Genomic DNA, 14,473 nt, shown 5'->3' with positions numbered 1-14,473 from the left:
TACCAGTAATTTTTTGCTCTTTCTTTCGCTGGCAATCGCTATTGCCAGCTCTAGCCTTCTTTATTCATGAAAACATCCGGCTATTACCACATCTGGCTTATTGGGCCCGATAGTCATTACGTCACGCGACTGTGCCACCGGCTCAGCCTGGACCCCGACCACTTGGTGCGGCGGTTTACGACGGTGGCGCTGGCGCTGGCCTACCGCTCGGCGGCCACGGCCATGCCCAACGCCCTCATCCTGGATGGCGACGGCCCCGAAGGCTTGCCGCGCCGCCTGGTGCGCAAGCTGCGCGAGCGCCTGCCGGCGGCCCACTGCTTTGTGCTGGCCAGCGAGCCCGACGCCGACGTAGAGGAAGAATTACAGAGCCAGGGCATCCAGCACTACTTACTAAAGGACCTGGGCAGCCCCGAGCGCATTTGGGAGGCGCTGGCCGCCGCCCGGCGGCCCACTGCCGGGGCCGCGCCCACCCCGCACGCGCAGGAGGCGCCGGCCGGCATGCTGCTGGGCCAGCACGCCAGCATGCAGCAGGTGCGTGAGCTGATTGCCAAGGCCGCCCGCACCACCATCACGGTGTCGGTGAGTGGCGAAACGGGCACCGGCAAGGAGCTGGTGGCGCAGGCCATTCATGCGCAGTCGGGCCGGGCCGGGCAGCCATTTGTAGCCATCAACATGGCGGCCATTCCGCGTGAGCTGCTGGAGAGCGAGCTGTTTGGCCACGAGAAGGGGGCTTTCACCGGCGCTTCGGCCCGGCGCGTGGGCCGCTTTGAGGAAGCCAACGGCGGCACGCTGTTTCTGGATGAAATTGCCGACCTCGAACTGGTGCTGCAAGCCAAGCTGCTGCGCGTGCTGCAAGAGCGCGCCGTGACGCGGGTGGGCGGCACCCAGCCCGTGCCCTTCGATGTGCGCCTGGTGGTGGCCACGCACCGCAACCTGGCCGCCGAAGTAGAGGCCGGCCGCTTCCGCGAAGACCTGTATTATCGCCTGCTAGGCTTGCCCATCGAGCTGCCCCCGCTGCGCAACCGGGGCTGCGACATTCTATTGCTGGCCCAGGACTTTACCCGCACCTTCAGCCAGCTTAATAAGCTGCCCACGCGGGCCTTTAGCGCCGAGGCGCGGCAGCGCCTACTGGCCTACGCCTACCCCGGCAACGTGCGCGAGCTGAAGGCCGTGGTGGAGCTGGCCGCTGTGCTGGCCGACGGCGAGCACATTGAGGCCTGCGACATTCCGCTTCGCACGGCCCCGGCTGCGCGCCCGGCCGATTCGGTGGTGGCGGGCAGTGGCCGCGCCACACTCACGTTTCCGTCGCTGCGCGAGCAAACCATCGCCATTATGCAGGACAGCCTCTCGGCGGCGAACGGCGACGTGGTGGCCGCCGCCAACCGCCTGCGCGTGGGCCGCTCCACGCTGTACCGGCTCATCCAGAGCGGGCATTTGCAGCTGCCGTAGCGGGCGGCGGGCAAAATGCCCGAATCTTGCTGTAACCTTGCCGCAAAAGGAGCGGTTAAAAGCGTGCGGATTGGCTGCTGGCCAGCCCGCACGCTTTTTTATTTCACTTGATTTTTTTCGGTTATGTTCTACCTGTTTTTGGCCCTCGCCTTGGCGACTGCCCTGCTCGCCCTCGACACCGCCCGCCGCGTTCGCAACATGGTGAGCCCCGCCACTGTGGGTGCCAACTAGCTTGCGCTGGTGCCTGAAAACAGAAAAAGCAGCCTGCTAGGCTGCTTTTTCTGTTGGTAACAGTCTCGATAATAATAGTTTAGCAACCTAGCGGATAACGAGCTTACACAGTTGGCTGGCGTTGTCGGCTTCTAGCTTCACGTAGTACAGGCCATTGGCAAACCGGCTGAGGTCCAGCGTTTTGGTGTAGCGCTCGTTGAGCTCCGTGAGGGTTTCGCGGTACATCACCGTACCAATGACGTTGATAATGCTCACATCTACCTTCCGGCCTTCGAGGCCGCTGATGGTAAAGTGCACAATTCCAGTGCTGGGGTTGGGGTACACCACCAGCGTTTTATCGTCGAGGGTGGGGCGGGCAATGGTTTGGTGCGTGCCAACGGGTGGCGCGGGCTGGGCCTGGATGGCCTGCCCCAGGCTCGTAACACACAGTAAGACAAAAAGTAGGGGTTTTTTCATAATATAGTCAACCAGAACACAATAGCCGGGTGGGATGAAAGTAAACGACGAGCCCGCATTTTGGTTTCACAAAAGTACGGCTACCGCCTGGTTAATATACGTGTAATTATTCGAAGGCAGTTTTTTTGCCAGTCAACCTGTGACTTTTCCCGATAACTCTCTTACTGACAGCCCCGCGGTGCTGGTGCTGGGCGGCGGCCTGGCGGGCCTGGCAGCGGCCCTAGACCTGGCCGGGCGCGGCCACCGCGTGGTGGTGGTGGAGCGCCGCCGCTACCCGTTTCACCGCGTATGCGGCGAGTACGTGAGCAACGAAGTGCTGCCCTACTTGCGCCGGCTGGGGGCCGACCCGGCCGCGCTGGCCCCGGCGGCCATCAGTCGGTTTAGGCTATCGTCGCCGGGCGGACGCGTGCTGGCTAGCGCCCTCGACCTGGGCGGCTTCGGCGTGAGCCGCTACCAGCTCGACGACTATTTATATCGAAAAGCTATCGCCCAAGGGGTTGAATTTATTTTTGCCACTGTGGCCGACGTGGCATTCGATGCCGCTGCCGACCAGCACCAGGTAACCCTGGCCGACGGCCGCCAGCTGGCGGCGCGCCTGGTGCTGGGCACCTACGGCAAGCGCGCTGCCCTGGACCGGCAGCTGGGCCGGCCGTTTTTCAACCAGCGCTCGCCCTACCTGGGCGTGAAGCACCACCTGCGCCTACCCGGCTTTGCGCGCGATGTGATTGAGCTGCACAACTTTAGGGATGGCTACGCGGGTATTTCGGCCATTGAGGGTGATAAGCTGTGCTTTTGCTACCTCACCACCCGCGCCAACCTCAAGGCGAGCGGCGGCACCATTGCCGCCCTAGAGAGCGAGGTGCTGGCCCGCAACCCGCGCCTGGCCGACATCCTGGGCCACGCCGAGCGCCTATACGCCCAGCCCGAGGTTATCAACGAGATTTCCTTTGCCCCCAAGCAGCCCGTGGAGCAACACCTGCTGATGGTGGGCGACGCGGCCGGCCTCATTACGCCGCTGTGCGGCAACGGCATGGCCATGGCCCTGCACGGGGCCGCGCTGGCCGCGCCGCTGGCCAGCGGCTTCTTGCGCGGCGAGCTGCCGCGCCCGGCCCTGGAGGCCGCTTATGCGCGGGCCTGGCGGCAGCAGTTTGGCACCCGGCTGCGGGTGGGGCGGGCGGTGCAGGGCCTATTTGGCGGGCCGGTGCTGAGCGAGCTGGTGGTGGGCGGCCTGCGCCACTGGCCCGCCGCCGTGCGCGCCCTAATGCGCCAAACCCACGGCACGGCATTTTAAGGTGATTATAAGGTTGCTTTTTATGACTCCAACTCCGTATCGGTCAAGTATTTGCTTGGGCAGCATTCCACAGCTGCCGATGAAAGACCCGGAAAAGCGGCCAAAAACTCACTTCCCGCCGCCAAACCAGCCGCCACTACGTAACTAGCAGCCCGCGTACCCAACGGCCCCATTCATTCTTCCTGCTTCATTATTCCTCCCTGTAAAATGCCCAGCTACCTGGGTGCCATTGGCACCGCTACTCCGGCCCACCGCCTGGCCCAGCCCACCATTGCCGGTTTTATGGCGGGGGCGCTGGAGCTGGACGCGGCCGGCACGCGCAAGCTGGGGGCGCTCTACCGGGTATCGGGCATTGCGCACCGGCACTCGGTGCTGGCCGACTACGGCCGGGAAAATGGTGACTATGAGTTCTTTCCGAACACGCCGGGCCTGGAGCCGTTTCCGAGCGTGAGCCAGCGCATGGCCGCCTACCGCCGCGAGGCCCTGCCGTTGGCCCTGGCCGCCGTGCGCGACTCGCTGCGCCAAGCGCCCGACGTGGTGCCGGCCAGCCTCACGCACCTCATCACAGTGAGCTGCACGGGCATGTACGCGCCGGGGCTGGACATTGAGCTGGTAACTACCTTGGGGTTAACTACTTCTATCCGCCGCACCTGCGTCAACTTCATGGGGTGCTACGCGGCCGTAAACGCCCTGCGCCTGGCCGATGGCATCGTGCGGGCCGACCCCGCCGCCCGGGTGCTGGTGGTGAGCGTGGAGCTGTGCACCCTGCACTTCCAAAAAAGCCACGAGCCCGACCACCTAGTGAGCAACGCCCTCTTCAGCGATGGCGCGGCGGCTTGCCTGGTGCTGGGGCAGCCGCTGCCCGGCCGCAGCCTGGCGCTGCGGGCCTTCCACTGCGGCCTCGCGCCCGAGGGCACCAAGGACATGGCCTGGCACATCGGCGACTTTGGCTTCGAGATGACGCTCTCGGGCTACGTACCGGCGCTTATTCAGGGGGGCATCGGGCAGCTGCTGAATGAGTTGCTGCACGACCTACCGGTGCGCCGCGCGGATATTCGGCACTTTGCGCTGCACCCCGGCGGCCGCAAAATCCTGGAAGCCATTGAGCAGGCGCTGGGCCTGAGCAAAGACGACAACCGCTACGCCTACCAGGTGCTACGCGACTACGGCAACATGTCGTCGGCCACGGTGCTCTTTGTGCTGCGCGAGCTGCTGGCCGCTACCACCCCAGCCGACGCGGGCGCGCCGGTGCTCAGCTGCGCCTTCGGCCCGGGGCTGACGATGGAGGCGATGCTGCTGGAAGTATCTAGCTAGCAGATAGTTGTGCTAATGCTGCCCTAGAAAGCTGTAAATGTGAGTTCTTCCACAGTTTGACCTTGCAGGTCTTGCTCCGTGCGCCTGAGGGCTAGCGTACTGGCCGACAATTCTACTATATCGAAGGTATAGGCCTGGGCTTGGGGCGCCAATGAGGCGCTGGGTAGGGAGATAATTAACTGCGACTCGCCAGTCTGGAAGTACCAGGGGGCCGTCCAGGACTGCGCGCCAGCCGCGGCGCACTTGGTAGCACCCTCATCCACTGTCATTAAATTAGCGGTGCTGAATACCACATAATTATCATACTGGCAGGCTGGGTACAGGTCGTATAAATTACCGCCCGCCTTATTTCCTACGCGCAACGGGTTCTTGGAATGGCCTATCTCCCGCCACTTTACCCCCGTTAGCAGTTGAGCCTTGGTAGGGGCAACGGGGTCGTCATTTTTTTTGTGGCAAGCTCCTACAAGGCCCGACAGTAACAACGCGACAGGAAATCCTTTGCGCATAAGCGCAACAGTAGAACTAGAAATCCTCATTTGAAAACGTAGCTTATTTTTTAGAAACCAAGCCAAACATCTGCGTAAAGCTAGCGATATTTTCGCATCGAGGTTGCTGGCTACCACCCAGTCTGAGCGCTTCGGCTTACCTAACTGGTGCACAGCCAGTGTGTTACCCTACTCCTGACCAAAGCCAGGCAGGAAGCAGTACAGACGCACTAACAGAAGTAGGTTTTTACGCCTTACACTGGATAGGATGCGGTAGGTGGGAGGCCGGCTTTATGCTTTTGTTGGGTTGCCCGAGGTAGCGCAATACCAGGTAACGCAGCACCGCTCCGGCGGCGGCGCACGCGTCGACCGAGCGGCTGGCTCACACTGGCAAGCTGGAAACTCCCTTTAGGCGAGAGACTGCTACGCAGGAGAAGGTGCCGCCGCAGGGGCCGCCGTGCGCACGGCCTCGGCCGGCCCGAGGCGCTTTTTCACCCAGGGCTGGAATACCTTATCCAGCCAGGTAGCCGCTAAATAAGTGAGCACCAGGTATAGCGGAGCCCGCACCAGGAAGGTGAGCGCGGAGCCCGAGAACCACGTCACCTTCCCAAATAGGAACAGAATGGGAAAGTGAATGATGTAGATGCCGTAGCTGATGGCCCCCAGCGGAATCAGCCCCCGCACTACGCGCTGGCTGGCGGCCGCCACCCACGGGGCCCGCACAAAATACAGCCCCAGGCTAGCGGCGTACAATGCGCAGGGAATCAGCAACTCAGGGGACCAGCTTTGGCGCAGGCCGTAGATTGACCAGAGCGGCAGCAGCTGCAGCCCCAGCGCCAGCCAGCGCACAAACCGCCCGCCCACGCCGGCCACGCCCAGCACAATGGTGGCGGCGTAGGGCAAAAAGGCGTAGTGCGTGCCCCAGTTGCTGTTAAACGCCCGCCGCACCTCCCAGCCGGGGCTGAATACCAGGTCGTGCTCGCCCAGCCAGCCGCTGAGTTGCCACAGCCAGTCGGTCAGGGGGTTGAGGTGCTCCAGGCACAGCAGCAGCAGCAGGGCACTCACCACGCGGGGCCAGGAAGTAGCGGCCTCGGTGCGCAGCCCGGCCAGGGCCCAGCCCGTGGCCCAAAATGCAAAGCCAATAACGTACTGCCCCAGCAACTCATTGAAGCCGTCGGGCGGCAGCAGCAGGGCCAGAAACCCCAGCCCGCCGGCCAGCACGGCCACCGCCCAGGGCCGCACGGTCAGCAGCGAAAGCGGGATAAAGGCCAGGTAATAAAGCACTTCGTATTGCAGCGACCACAGCGGGTTGTTCTCAAACATCACCGGCTGGCCCCAGCTTTGCCAAAACAGCAGGTGGTAGCCCACCGCCAGCCACGAAATAGTGAACCCCGACACCACCACCCCCGCCGCAATGGCCAGCACGTACATGGGATACACCCGCACAAAGCGCCGGTGCAGGTAGGGCAGCACGCCGCTGAGGCGCAGCGGCTCGGGGTAGCGCCGCCCGATAACGTAGCCCGAGAGCAGGAAAAAAATGAGCACCGCCAGCGAGCCGGGCGGGTTATAAGCCCCCGCCCCGGTGGGCGCGTAGGCCGGGTCGAGCTGGTGCTGATGGTAGATAACGTGGTGCCACACCACCGTGGCCGCCGCCAGCCCGCGCAGCGCTTCCAGGTTGAAGTTGAACGTAGTGCGGAGGGGCTTGGCGAACATAAGAGCAGTGGTTGCCCCGCGGCAGGGCGCGGGGGTAGAAGCAACGTATAGCAAGCACAAACTAAAAGTTTATTCGCGCTGGCAGTAGGGCAAAACTACGGTAGCTACCCCCACAACGGCCCGCCGGCCCAGCGGGCCGGTTACGCCTTGGTTGCACAGGCGGGCCTTTTTGGCTTTGGGGCCGGTAGCGCGGTGCAGGCTGGCTTTCCGGTTTTTATTACCAAAATTGTAGCTGAAGTTTAGGCGCACGAAGCGACTTTCGGCCTTGGCCACGCAGAATAGGAGTTGCAGCCAGCCCAAAGCAGTTGGTGCGGGCCGATGACACGGCCAGCCCGACATGGCCCATGTGGGCGCGTATTTCAAGCAATGAGCTGGGAGTTATTCGTCTGATAGGCAGATACTTATTTCACATGCACGTCAGTTTTAATAACCGAGGTGTACACCGGCAAGTCAACGCCCTGTGGCGTGCACAGCACCGTTTCGGTAAACCAAGCTTGATTGAGGCTCAGCGTGTTGCGGCAGTTATTAGTCAGCTCTAGGTCAAAAGACACCTTTTTGCCCTGCTCGCCCCAGGTCAGGTTATTGGCTGGCCGCGTGAGGACAATGCGCTGAGATTTACTACCTGGCGCATCGGTTTTCAGCATCACATCGAAGCTGGCCAGCTCGCGTAGGGGCTCGGTGAAGGTGATGTCGTAGTGCGCCCGGGTGCCGGTGGTGAGCGTGGCGTTTTGCAGTGGGCAGCCCGCAATAGCTGGCTGCACCAGGGTAGGCTGCACCCGCCGGCACCAGGCCAGCAAGGCTAGGTAGAGGTCGCGCACGGTCTGGCCCTGCTTGCGCTTGGCGTACAGCTGGCGCAGCTTCTCGCTGAATAGTCGGCTGGCCACGAAGCCGCGGCTCTCGTTCTGCAAAGCCCAATTTTGGCACACCAGCGGCGCCTGCTGCGGGAAGTAGCGGTAGGCAAACAGGTCGTACACGGCCCAGGTCATGTATTCGTTGAAGGTATCAAAGTCACCTTTTTCGTAGCCGCTGCCCGCATCCCATTTTTTCACCTCGAACGCCGCCCGCACCTGCGCGCCGTGGGCGCTGGTGGCGGGGTTGACGAAGCCGTGGTCGGTTTCGGTAAACAGCGCGTGGATGCCCGATAGCACATCGGCCGGCGAGGGCTGCTTTTGCAAGTCGCCAGATAGCAGGTACTCCGGCACCATCGAAAAATCGGTGGGTACGTGCTGCACCTCGCGGTGGCAGTTCATGCGGTATACCAGCGGCGACAGCACCACCGCGTACTGGCCAGCCGTTGGCCCCGGGCCCAGCTCGGCCGTCAGAAACGCCAGCGCGTCGGGCAGGTGCTGCGACTGCCGGTAGGCCACGGCCAGCGAGTCGTAGTAAGGCCGATGGCGCCGGTAGAAGTCCCGAAAACCTGATACCCGCGCAAAGTCACTGACCTGCGGCAGCAGCTCATCAAATGGCCGCACGTCGCCCTGGGCATTGAACGCAAATTGGCGCACCAGCTGCCCCTGTCCATCGAAGCCGTAGGCGTAGGCATCAGTGCGGAAGGCCAGGTACTTATCCCACTCCTTGCGCGAGTAGTTGGCCTGTTGCAACAGCGGGTGCTGCGTGTAGGGCGCGAAATACCCCCGCATTTCGCGGTAGTAGCGCGAGTTCTTATACACCTCAAACTGGTCGCTCTGGCCGTAGGGCGTCAGGGCCAGAATAATATTAGATAACTCGTACGCTTCTGGAAAGCGCACTGCCACGGGCTCGGCAGGGCTGGCAGCCGATTGCGCCCGCCCCAGGCATGGCATCGATAATAGGCTGACAACTAGCAGCCTATGCAACAAGCTTTTTAGCATATAAGCAGTAAGGAAAGTCAAGCAAGAACCAACCTAGCCCGCCGACTACCAACGACTTAAGAACTGGGCCAGTCATTTTATTGTGCTTGAGCACGCAAGCTACCCCTTTAAACCAGCCGCAAAGACCTAACTCTGGGCGAAGACGGGCACGCCTATAGGGTAGAGTTGAGCGGCACAGTTGCCGGGTTGGTCGATGAGTTTTCAATGCATTTATTCACAAATTGTTAATAATCAATAAGTTACGTATAAGTGGCAAATAGTTGGCATATGGCCTTGGCACAGCGCTTGCCTTGGAAGGGACAGACGCGTCGCTCTTTTCCTTTCCACTTTTCTTTCTCCTTTTCCCATGAAAGCCTCCCTCTTTTCGTTCGTTGCCGCCCTCGCCCTGTTCGCTTCTACTGCTGCCTCGGCTGCCACCCCCTTCGACCATGACCGCGACCAGCGCCGCCTCTCGCCCCGCGAACGCGCCCGCTATGAGCAAGCCCAGCGCGAGCGTGACCGCCAGCAGGCCCGTGAGCGCGCCCGCTGGGAAGCCCAGCACCGCCACGACCGCGGCCCTTCTTATGGCTACGGATACGGCCACCGCTAAGCGCCTAGCGCCTCTCGCATAAACAAGGCCTCGACTTCCACCTGGAAGCCGGGGCCTTCTTGTTTAATTTAGGACTTACGAAGACCGCTTGCCATTGCGAGGGCAACGTAGTGGAGCGCGGCACTCGCAATGACGAGCCTCATAACCACCCCTAATTAACCACCGCTGCGGGCTTAAGAATAAGCTCCACGGCTCGGTCGCGCAACTCGTCGCGGCCGGCGCGCAGGCCAGCCGAGGTGGGGCGCATTACTACATCGGGCACGAGGCCGACGCGCTGCGTCTCGCGGCCGTCGGGGTAGTAAGCGCCGATGCCCGTCATCAGGGTTTTGAGGCCGCCGGGCAGGATAACGGTGCTGGCGTTGCCATCGGCGCCCGCCGTTTGGCTGCCCAGCAACGTGCAGTGCGGCGTGGCCCGGAAGGCCATGGCCGTGAACTCGGCCAGGCTGCGGCTCACCTCGTTTACCAGTACCACCACCCGGCCCGGATAAGCGGCCGGGCCCACGGCACTTAGCGTGTCGGCGGGCTGCCACAGGAAGCGGCCCGGCGAGGTGGGGTCATACTGGGTAAATTTGGCAAACAGGGACGGCTGCGCCTGAAAGTAGGCCGGCAGCTGCGTGGCCACAAACTCGCCGGGGTAGTTGCGCTGGTCTACCACAATGCCCTTGGTGTGGGCAAACGCCCGCATGATGGCGGGCACCTTGGCCCGCGTAATGCGGGCCATGTCGATGTAGCCGACCTCGGGGGTTATAAACCGGTACATGCTATCGGCCACCGCTTCCGGCGCGGGCGGCACGGCCCCCACTTTCACGCTGGGCACCGTGAGGCGCAGCGGCCGGCCGGCCCGCACCACCTGCATATCCACCTGGGGCGCAGCACAGTAGAGTAAGTTGAGGGCAATGGTATTGAGCTGGGCTGCCCGGTTGGAAGCGCCGGTTTCAGGCAGGCGCTGCTTGACCAGCGCAGCCACCGGCGTGCCCCCGAAGTGGGTAATCACGTCGCCCGGCTCCAGGGGCGAGGCGGGCACCAGGCCGTCGTGGCGCACGCGACGCACCACGGCCTGGTCATCGATAAACTGCAAGTCGGCCGCCACTTGGTAGGGGCCGCGCTCGGCTTCGAGCAGCGGGTCGGGCGGGTAAAAGCGGGCGTGGCCATCGTGCACGTGGGCAAACAGCGCCAGCGCCGCGTGCCGATACGCCAGCGGCGTGGTAGCCTCGGCAAAGCGGGGCAGCAGGGCGGGCAGCACCCGGGTCCAGTCTTCTCCTAAGGCGTATTTGTAGGGGTAGTAATACTGGAGCATGTTCCAGTAGCGCGCCACGGCCAGCAAGCGCAGGCCCTGGGTGGGGCAGGCCTGGTCGGCATAGGCCTCCTCGTGCAAAAACTGCGTGGTAGACCCCAGCCGCGTCACGTAGTAGGGCTTACCCTGGTAGGGGTTGGCGGCAATAAAGGCCAGCTGCTGGCGCAGCGGCGCATCAAAACGCCTGGCATCCTGGGCCCAGCGCAGGTCGGGGGCAAAGCGCACGGGCAGCGTGGGCGGCGCGGCGCAGGTCGCGCAGGCCGGCAAGGGCCCCAGGCTGGTAACCCAGGCGCTGAGCAGGCGGCTGCGCTCGGCCACCGAGCGGCAGGCCAGCGCGGCGGGCAACTGGCGCAGCAGCACGGCATCCCAATCGAGCTGCCCGCTGGCCACGGCCGGGTGGAAGTATTTCAGCAAGCCCCACACCTGGCTCAGCGCAGCCACATTATCCACTTGCCGGGGCGTGAGAGTGGTTAACTGCGGAGCGGCCGCCGCAAGCACCGCCGCGGCCGAGGGCGCAGCCGGGACTACTGCGGCAGTCGCTTGCGCCCGCGTCGTGAGCGTAGCGCCGGTGAGGGCAAATGCCAGTGTATAAGGGAAGAAGAAGGCCATATAGCAAAGGAAATCACGAATGGCAATCCGGCAATCTATTTGAGGACTACTACTTATAAAAGACCACCTGCCAGCGAAATGCCCAGCACCAGCGCAGCTCATACCGGGCAATGCCCGCCTGGGCTAGCAGGCGCTGCCAGTCGGCCCGCGAAAAGGCCCGGGCCACCGACAGCGGCGCGTCGTTGCGCACCAGCCGTGAACCACCCAACACCTTGGTTAGCAGCTTAATGCTATAGTAAGCCAGCGGGTGGCGGTGCAGGTCGTTGATGACCACGGCCACGGCGGCCTGCTGGTGCCAGCGGCGCAGCAGGTCCACCAGCTCGATATTGGTGAAGTGGTGGCAGAAGAGGCTGGCCGTGAGCACGTCGTAGGGCTGGGCGGCAAACTCAGGCGAGAAAATATCGACCTGCCGGTAGCTGATTTCGGGGTAGGCCACGCTTTTGGCGGTGGCGTAGCTGAGCATGAATTCATTGGCGTCGATGCCCGTGAGCGCTACGGGCTGGCGCTGGCGGCGGGCCCAGCTGGCAATGTGGCGCAGGGTGTCGCCGCCGCCGCTGCCCAGGTCGGCCAGGCGCAAGGGGCGGCCCGGCGGAAAGCGGGGCCGCAAGCGGGCCAGCGCGCCCAGCACCGGCTGGTAGCCACCCAGCCAGGTATTTATGGTTTCCAACTCGTCGAGGTTTTGCCGCAGCTCGTCGGTGGCCAGGGTGAGGTCGTCCATCAGCTCGGGCGTGGTGGCGCGGGTCGCAAAATTCATACGGGCAAAGGTGCGAACGGAAAACGTAGCGGACTTATTATCACTAAAGAGGTAAAGATTAGCAGATTATCAGGAACGCCACCTATCTTTGAAACCCTTATCCCCGCTCTTCCTCTTGGTGAAAACACTACTCCTACTCACCCTGCTGGCGGCGGGGCTCACGGCTAGCCGGCCCCTAGACCCGCCCACCGTGCCCTTTGGCTATCCCGACGGGGTGGCCGTAGACCAAGCCGGTAACGTGTACGTGGTGGATACCGACAACCACGCCGTGCAAAAAATCAGCCCCACGGGCGAAGTAAAACTACTGACTGACACCGACCTAACCTATCCCACGGGCATTGCCGTGAGCCCCGAAGGTCTTGTGTTCGTGGCCGATGCCGGCACCCACCGCATCGTGCGCATCAGCCCCGAGGGGAAAGTGAGCACCCTCGCCCACGGCCGTAGCCTGGTGTACCCCACAGCCCTCAGCCTCGACTCGGTGGGCAACGTGTACGTGGCCGATGCCGGGGCCGCCCCCAATACTGGCACCGTGCAAAAAATAAGCCCGCGCGGGGTGCTCACCACGCTGGCCACGGGCTTCAACAAGCCCGCTGGCCTAGCCGTGGCGCCTAGCGGCATCATCTATATTGCTGATACCGAAAACAATACGATAAAACAGGTGACGGCTACCGGGCAGGTAACCGTGTTGGCTACCAACTTCAACCACCCGCACGGCCTGGCCCTGGCGGCCGGCGGCACGCTGCTAGTAGCCGATACCTACGGCCACAGTATCCGCCGCGTGAGCCCGGCCGGGCAGGTTTCGCTGCTGGCTGAGGGCTTCAAGTTTCCGGCGGGCGTGGCCACCGACCGGACCGGAGCCGTGTACGTGGCCGACACGGGCAGCGGGTCGCTGCGCAAAATCAGCCCCGCCGGGCAGGTATCGACACTGGCCGGCGGCACCCCGCTGGTGCCAGCCGCCAGCACCGCCGATAGCAACCCGGCTACTACTAAGCAGTAATTGATTACGGCTTCATTTAGAACGTCAGGCAAACCGCTGGGAAGCATCTCGCTCGCCTCGTTGTAATGACTTCACACGAGGCGAGCGAGATGCTTCCCAGCGGCCTGCCTGACGTTCAGGCCACGTAATCAGCCAGATACGCGTAGCGGGGTAATAGCGCGCCGCCCTGGGCAATGGTGGCCCGCGCCAGCACGCCGGCCGGGTCGCCGCCTAGCAAGGCCGGAAAAACCTGGTCGAGCAGCTGCCGGCCAAAGTCGCGGCTGGCGTTGCGGGGCAGCTCGCAGGGCAGGTTGTCCACGGCCATCACCGTGATGGTATCGGCTCGCGAGTACGCCTCGGTGAGCTCACCGGTGGCGGGCACGTAGTCGAAGGCCGGCGCGTCGATGGTGGTGCTGCGCTGGGTAAGCGGAATGGAGCCGTTCACGTCGCAGGTAACATCAGCTACCGTATCTATTTTAAAACCAGCCTGTTGCGTATCATCCTCCGTAAAGAGGCGCGGCGCGGCGGGGTCCCAGTAGGCGCAGGCGATGAGCAGGTCGGTAACGGGCAGGAACTTACCGAACGTGGACTCGTAGGCGGCCGGCTCGTGGTGAAAGTTGGCCGTGTCCCACACCCGGCCGTCGCGGCGGCGGTTGTAGTCGGAGCTGCGCAGCTGCGCATACACGGGCTCGTTGAAACTGAGGTAGAGGTAATCGTACACGCTCACTTGCCGGATGCCCATGTGGCCCAGCACCTCCAGGGCACCCTGCGCCACCCGGCCCGAGCCCGTCACGGCTATCTTAATGGCGGGTAGGCGCTTAACTTTAAAAAACTCCTCCTCCATATCTTCCATATCTACGCACTGCCAAGCTGGCTTGAGCTTATACAGCCCGTGCTTACGGCCGTAGGTAAGCAGGCCGTTGTAGGCGCCCACTATACCAGCCCAATGCCCGAAAGCCACCACGCGCTCGCCGGCCGCGTTGGTCAGCAACTCGTAGTCAATCAGGGTGATACCCTCGCGCAGCACAGTGCGCAGCAGCTCGCGGTTGGCCGGCTGCTTCTTAATGGTATGTGAGAAAAACAGGTACTTTTTGCTCGGCAGTAGCTCGGCCACGGGCACTTCCTTCACGCCGAGCAGCAGGTCGCAGCTGGCCATGTCGTCGCTCACCTCCAGGCCGAGGTCCAGGTATTCCTGGTCAGAAAAGGCGCGGTGGGGGCTGGGCTGCACCCGCACTCGCAGGCCGGGGTAGGCGTCTTGCAGCTCGACGCATTTTTTGGGGGTGAGGGCCACACGGCGGTCGGGCGGGGTGCGGCCTTCGCGCAGCAGGCCAAGGAGGGTGGGGTGGGACATAAGAGGGCGAGGATTTGAAAGAACGTCATGCTGAGCTTGCCGAAGCATCTCTACCGCTTCGTTGAGCGGTGCGGCTGAAGCGGCAGCGATGCTTCACTGCGTTCAGCATGA

12 protein-coding genes are annotated in these 14,473 nt (G+C 63.1%); 5 read left to right on the top strand and 7 right to left on the bottom strand.

The features are described 5' to 3' along the window. The first annotated feature begins 66 nt into the window (after positions 1 to 66). Entirely contained in the window at positions 67 to 1,449 is a 1,383-nt protein-coding gene (locus tag ACYVGC_RS04405; protein ID WP_460582576.1) for a sigma 54-interacting transcriptional regulator, read from the top strand. 318 nt (positions 1,450 to 1,767) lie between these two features. On the opposite strand, the gene ACYVGC_RS04400 is transcribed toward ACYVGC_RS04405, so the two are convergent. Further along, positions 1,768 to 2,136 (bottom strand): T9SS type A sorting domain-containing protein, encoded by a 369-nt coding sequence (locus tag ACYVGC_RS04400; RefSeq protein WP_460582575.1) that lies wholly within the window; start codon positions 2,134 to 2,136, stop codon positions 1,768 to 1,770. A 139-nt stretch (positions 2,137 to 2,275) separates the two neighbouring features. Here ACYVGC_RS04400 and ACYVGC_RS04395 point away from each other — a divergent pair, with 139 nt between their 5' ends. Both ACYVGC_RS04395 and ACYVGC_RS04390 read left to right on the top strand, forming a co-directional pair. Next, the gene (locus ACYVGC_RS04395; protein ID WP_460582574.1) at positions 2,276 to 3,427 is read left to right on the top strand and encodes an NAD(P)/FAD-dependent oxidoreductase; all 1,152 of its coding nucleotides are present in this window, start codon (positions 2,276 to 2,278) and stop codon (positions 3,425 to 3,427) included. Between the two features lie 207 nt (positions 3,428 to 3,634). Next, on the top strand, positions 3,635 to 4,741 hold the full coding sequence (locus ACYVGC_RS04390) for a type III polyketide synthase (protein ID WP_460582573.1): 1,107 nt from the start codon (positions 3,635 to 3,637) through the stop codon (positions 4,739 to 4,741). Between the two features lie 908 nt (positions 4,742 to 5,649). On the opposite strand, the gene ACYVGC_RS04385 is transcribed toward ACYVGC_RS04390, so the two are convergent. The 3 genes from ACYVGC_RS04385 to ACYVGC_RS04375 form a co-directional block, all read right to left on the bottom strand. After that, entirely contained in the window at positions 5,650 to 6,939 is a 1,290-nt protein-coding gene (locus ACYVGC_RS04385; RefSeq protein WP_460582572.1) for an acyltransferase family protein, read from the bottom strand. Positions 6,940 to 7,008: 69 nt separating this feature from the next. Continuing rightward, positions 7,009 to 7,302, bottom strand: coding sequence for a hypothetical protein (locus tag ACYVGC_RS04380; RefSeq protein ID WP_460582571.1), 294 nt, complete (start codon positions 7,300 to 7,302; stop codon positions 7,009 to 7,011). Between the two features lie 38 nt (positions 7,303 to 7,340). Continuing rightward, a complete protein-coding gene (locus tag ACYVGC_RS04375) occupies positions 7,341 to 8,741 on the bottom strand; it encodes a DUF4932 domain-containing protein (RefSeq protein WP_460582570.1) in 1,401 nt (466 codons plus the stop codon). Positions 8,742 to 9,135: 394 nt separating this feature from the next. On the opposite strand from ACYVGC_RS04375, the gene ACYVGC_RS04370 reads away from it, so the two are divergent. After that, complete coding sequence (locus ACYVGC_RS04370; protein ID WP_460582569.1) at positions 9,136 to 9,378, top strand: hypothetical protein; 243 nt, start codon at positions 9,136 to 9,138, stop codon at positions 9,376 to 9,378. A 151-nt stretch (positions 9,379 to 9,529) separates the two neighbouring features. Here the strand turns inward: ACYVGC_RS04370 and ACYVGC_RS04365 are convergent, their stop codons facing one another. Together ACYVGC_RS04365 and ACYVGC_RS04360 are read right to left on the bottom strand one after the other, a co-directional pair. Continuing rightward, positions 9,530 to 11,281, bottom strand: a complete 1,752-nt coding sequence (locus tag ACYVGC_RS04365) for a S41 family peptidase (protein ID WP_460582568.1) — start codon at positions 11,279 to 11,281, stop codon at positions 9,530 to 9,532. A 49-nt stretch (positions 11,282 to 11,330) separates the two neighbouring features. Continuing rightward, positions 11,331 to 12,035, bottom strand: coding sequence for a class I SAM-dependent methyltransferase (locus tag ACYVGC_RS04360; RefSeq protein ID WP_460582567.1), 705 nt, complete (start codon positions 12,033 to 12,035; stop codon positions 11,331 to 11,333). Positions 12,036 to 12,123: 88 nt separating this feature from the next. Here ACYVGC_RS04360 and ACYVGC_RS04355 point away from each other — a divergent pair, with 88 nt between their 5' ends. Beyond that, positions 12,124 to 13,032 carry an NHL repeat-containing protein gene (locus ACYVGC_RS04355; RefSeq protein WP_460582566.1) on the top strand — a complete coding sequence of 303 codons (909 nt, stop codon included), beginning with the start codon at positions 12,124 to 12,126 and terminating at the stop codon, positions 13,030 to 13,032. A gap of 115 nt (positions 13,033 to 13,147) precedes the next feature. Here the strand turns inward: ACYVGC_RS04355 and ACYVGC_RS04350 are convergent, their stop codons facing one another. Continuing rightward, entirely contained in the window at positions 13,148 to 14,362 is a 1,215-nt protein-coding gene (locus tag ACYVGC_RS04350; RefSeq protein WP_460582565.1) for an NAD(P)-dependent oxidoreductase, read from the bottom strand. Between the last annotated feature and the right edge of the window lie 111 nt (positions 14,363 to 14,473).

The organism is Hymenobacter arcticus (assembly GCF_054779975.1).
This window is presented reverse-complemented; position numbering and strand designations above follow the sequence as displayed.

Excerpts from the sequence above, each read along its gene's own strand:
- ACYVGC_RS04405 (WP_460582576.1), top strand. The coding sequence starts at position 67 with ATGAAAACATCCGGCTATTACCACATCTGGCTTATTGGGCCCGATAGT.
- ACYVGC_RS04400 (WP_460582575.1), bottom strand. The coding sequence starts at position 2,136 with ATGAAAAAACCCCTACTTTTTGTCTTACTGTGTGTTACGAGCCTGGGG.
- ACYVGC_RS04390 (WP_460582573.1), top strand. The coding sequence starts at position 3,635 with ATGCCCAGCTACCTGGGTGCCATTGGCACCGCTACTCCGGCCCACCGC.
- ACYVGC_RS04385 (WP_460582572.1), bottom strand. The coding sequence starts at position 6,939 with ATGTTCGCCAAGCCCCTCCGCACTACGTTCAACTTCAACCTGGAAGCG.
- ACYVGC_RS04375 (WP_460582570.1), bottom strand. The coding sequence starts at position 8,741 with ATGCCATGCCTGGGGCGGGCGCAATCGGCTGCCAGCCCTGCCGAGCCC.
- ACYVGC_RS04370 (WP_460582569.1), top strand. The coding sequence starts at position 9,136 with ATGAAAGCCTCCCTCTTTTCGTTCGTTGCCGCCCTCGCCCTGTTCGCT.
- ACYVGC_RS04365 (WP_460582568.1), bottom strand. The coding sequence starts at position 11,281 with ATGGCCTTCTTCTTCCCTTATACACTGGCATTTGCCCTCACCGGCGCT.
- ACYVGC_RS04360 (WP_460582567.1), bottom strand. The coding sequence starts at position 12,035 with ATGAATTTTGCGACCCGCGCCACCACGCCCGAGCTGATGGACGACCTC.
- ACYVGC_RS04350 (WP_460582565.1), bottom strand. The coding sequence starts at position 14,362 with ATGTCCCACCCCACCCTCCTTGGCCTGCTGCGCGAAGGCCGCACCCCG.